The organism is Xanthovirga aplysinae (assembly GCF_009711365.1).
Classification (GTDB): Bacteria; Bacteroidota; Bacteroidia; order Cytophagales; family Cyclobacteriaceae; genus Xanthovirga; species Xanthovirga aplysinae.
Genome location: NZ_SMMB01000795.1, coordinates 1 through 4,094, shown reverse-complemented (window position 1 = coordinate 4,094; position 4,094 = coordinate 1). Strand labels below are relative to the sequence as shown.

Genomic DNA, 4,094 nt, shown 5'->3' with positions numbered 1-4,094 from the left:
TCTTGCGGTTTCTGCCAATAGTCTCGGCTATTGTATTTTTTAAAAGGCCAATCTTTTTCCCTTAAAGTAATGGGCGTTAATGCGTGGGGATCCTTAATCGATATACTTTGGTAATAAAGTTCATCATCCGTTAAAATAAGAGCATGTTGTCCCTTGTTATTTTTTAAAACCAAATCTGCAAATGGTAAACCATGATCCAATGTGGTTGGAATGGAAAGGGAATCGGTTATTAATTTTAGTTTATGACTTAGGAACCAGTCCGATTCAAACCTTTTTTCTTTGGGATTAGAAGGTTTGAAGTGTCCTTGAGAAACATTCCAACTGTATTCCAGGTATTTTTTTAATAATTTAGGGCCATCATGTTTTGTCTTGTCTACTTTCAATTGTTCAGGTGTAATACTGCTTACAAGGAATATCTTTTTTCGGGCTCTGGTTATTGCTACATTCAAGCGGTTTTCTCCACCTAAGGAGTTAAGGCTTCCAAAATGCATAGCCATTCGTCCATTGGCGTCAGGGGCATAAGCAACTGAGAAGATGATAATGTCTTTTTCATCACCTTGTACATTTTCAATATTTTTCACGAAAATCGAGTCTGGAAAAGAAATTCCCATTTCCTTACATTTCTCTTCTAATACATCCAATATTTTTTCTTGTTGAGGAGCATTAAAAGTAACAACTCCGATATCTTTTTCTTGAGGTAAAAGGTCTATAACCAAGCTGGCCACTTTTTGAGCTTCAGCCTCATTGGTGTTATTTTTCCAAATACCATCGGTTTTTATATATTTTATGACGGTATCTTTTTTTTGATGGTCATGCCAGCTTGGAATTACTTTTAATTGTTTTTTGTAAAAATGCTGGTTCGAAAATTCAATGAGTTCAGTGGAATGACTTCTGTAGTGTCTTTTAAGCTGTATCTGCATCAAGTGTCTATTTGCCAATTCCAATAAGGAGGTGACTTCATGATCGGCGTTTGTGAATTCCTGCTCAGAATCTTCCCATCTATTTTGATATAGTTCGTGAGGACTTAATTGTTGGGAATCCCCACTAACCACAACTTGTTTTCCCCTATACATGGCAGGGATTCCTTTTTCGGCGAAACATTGGGAGGCCTCATCAAAAATGACCACGTCAAAGATTGATTCCATGGGGAAAATGGAAGAAACGGTTTCTGGAGATGTCATCCAGCATGGAATTAGTCTGAAAAGCTCTTCTGAAAATTCTCCAATCAGTTTCCTCAGAGGCCAGATTTTTCTTTTTTTACTGACCTGCCAATGGAGGTCTCTATAAGTTACTCTGTTTTTGAGACGGTTATACTCAACATCCTCCCAACATCTTTCCCGACTTCTTAATAAGAAGATCTTTTGGCATAGGTCCTGTTTTTCCAGTAGAAGTTGCTGCAATTCTTTCTCATGCTGCTGGTATTGGAGGGAGGAAACAGATCTAAGTATTGGGTATTTTGATTCTATATGTGCTATCCAAGCTAAGCGAAGGCTATTTAAGAACAATTGTTCACAATTTTGCACATCTTGTGTCCCCCCCTTTTCATGGATTTTCTTAATGGTGGAAATTTCATGGTCTTTCAATGAAGATTTGAGTTGGTCATAGGCACAAAGGTCTTCAAAATCTCTATTTAAGGTGGTTATATATTTCTGTTTAGCCTCCTTTTCTTCAAGAATAAAATTGATTTGCTGATTGCTAAGCCATTTTTGCCATTTTCTTTTTTCTTGCGGTAAGTCCTTCAAAATTTGAATTAGTTTTTGCAGTTTTTCTCGAAATTGCATTAAGGACAGGTGTGGTACAGAAAAATAATCTTTAAAGTTACGAAGTTCAAAAAACAAGGCTTTTGCTTCTGCGGCCTTTCTTTGTTGAAAAAACCATCGTTGAACATCAGCTTTTTTATTTATATTCGGAAGGTCTTTAATCCATTTAAGTCTTCTTAGAAGACTTAAATTATGGCTTATGTTCAATCGGTTATCAATTTTTTCAATTAGCCGATCTAGGTCTTCTTTGTTTGTTTTAAGTCCATTAGCTTTACATACTTCTGTAATCCATTGCCTTTCCTCTGAAAGATACTTCCAGACAATTCTTTTTAGAATATTACGCTCCCGTTCAAGTTGGTTGGCTAAAACTTGATGAAATTCTCCTGCCTCCTTTTGATTCAGTGAAAGTTCGGGTCCTTCGCCTTTGTAGCAATCCAAAAAGGTCCTCTCTATTTCTTCAATTTGGGGAACACTGGTCTTGCTATGGGCAGTCATAAACTGGAAATATTCGTAGATTTTAGGGCATTCAATTAAACTTATAAGTTTTTGGATTTTTTCTTTATTTCCGATAATGGACTCACATTCCAAGAAACTTAAAGGAAGTTGTAATTGCTCATTGAGCTGCAAGTTGATTTGTTTTTGAAATACCGGAATACGTTCAATGGTTTTTGTTAATTCCTGCAACTCATTAATGCCATGATATTGAAAAGGTAAACGGTTTTTCCAGGGATAATTGGCTGCATTAAATCGCTGTGAATAGATTGTAGATAACTTTAGTTTTTCTTTAAACCGGATTAAGTGATCAAAATGAAAGAACTTGTATTCTTGTTTGAGGGAACAAGAAGGTTCTTCAAGATTGGAGCTGAGATATAGTTCTTTGACGGATTTTCCACATTCCTTTTCATCAAAGAGGGCACCTTTGTAAGCTTCTAATTGCTCAGTGATTTGATCAATACGACGACAACTTTGAATATATGCTCTTTCTAGTTGAATAGAGTCGAAGCTATGGTTTTGTTGTTTGTATTTATTCAGGTTTTCAATTTGATTAGCTATCCGTTGATAAAGCTTTGGACGATCATTTTTGAAATCGTGGATTAAGGCGAAAAAATCGTCCATTCCTTCTTCCTCAAATCTTTTGTAAACCACATCTAGGGCAGCCCTTTTTTGACAAACCAACAGAACTCGCATTCCTCTTGCATTACAATCCGCAATTAAATTGCAAATTAATTGGGATTTTCCTGTTCCCGGAGGCCCTTGTACCACAATGGAGTTCCCCTTCTTAACTGCCTTAAGTGCGTTTTCTTGGTAAGGATCTAAAGGGAAAGGGGTTATTAACTGTTCTTCTTTAATTCGTTGAAGGAAATGGTAGCTATTGGGTTTTCCTGTAAATGGTGTTTGATCTTCTTTAATTGATTTATTACTAAAAAATTCTTCAATATCTTTTATTTGCTTATTTTCAATTAGGCTCATGTAATCAGGAGCGATTTGTGAACCATCTTGGGGAAAAAGGCCCAATACCGCTTCAGGAAATAATTTAAGTTGGCCTACATGGGTTGAATTGATAAAATCATTTTTGTGATGGGATTGAAATGGAGAAAGACGATCTGTAAAAAGATCCTGATTGTAGTTTAGTTCAATAGGACTTTCCTTTAGCAACTGATACAGCATAGTTCTGAAGACTCTGCTATCCTTCGAGAAACCCTCGAAATCTTCATCTAAAAGATCCTCACTTAAAGGGGTTTTATTGTAGTAGGCATAGGCCAATAAAAAACTACGGTTAAAGGAGAAATTTACCTCATTTCTTACTTTTAGCACCCAAAAATAATCCTTTTGTTCCAGAGTTACAGGAAAGTAGATAAGGGGACATCTTACTAAGGTCCCATCCATAAATTGTCCACTGACAAAGGGCCAACCAACATATAAATCTCGGACACCACGTTCTTCATAAATGAGACGTTCCAGTCTTTGCAATTTTTTCAACTGAACACTACTCAAATTGCTGTTTTCGTCCCTACTATTTTGAACGGGGCAAATGTTGATTTGCTTATTGCCGGCAATTAACTCTTCTACTAGGGAAAAGGCTGGTTGACTATTGTGGAAATCCAGCGATTTTATATCTATAAATTGATTAGAAATTAGCCTTAAAAGTAAAAGCGATCGATTATTCGCATTCAGGTTGGTTAATCTTCGTAAATAGTACTGAAGAAGGTTTCGCATAAGAAAAAAAGCTGAAAGAAAAATATCAAAAAACAAAAGCAATTTTGGAAACAACGAACTAGGAAATTGGAAGCGAAAAGACCAAAAGTTGAAATTCAAGTTAAAATAATTAATCAA

The 4,094-nt window shown here is 35.9% G+C and carries 1 protein-coding gene; it reads right to left on the bottom strand.

Annotation, left to right across the window (positions count from 1 at the left end; all coding sequences use genetic code 11):
• Positions 1-3,977: DEAD/DEAH box helicase (locus E1171_RS05835; RefSeq protein ID WP_155205004.1), on the bottom strand; the 3,977-nt coding region annotated here is incomplete at its 3' end.
• Positions 3,978-4,094 lie beyond the last annotated feature (117 nt).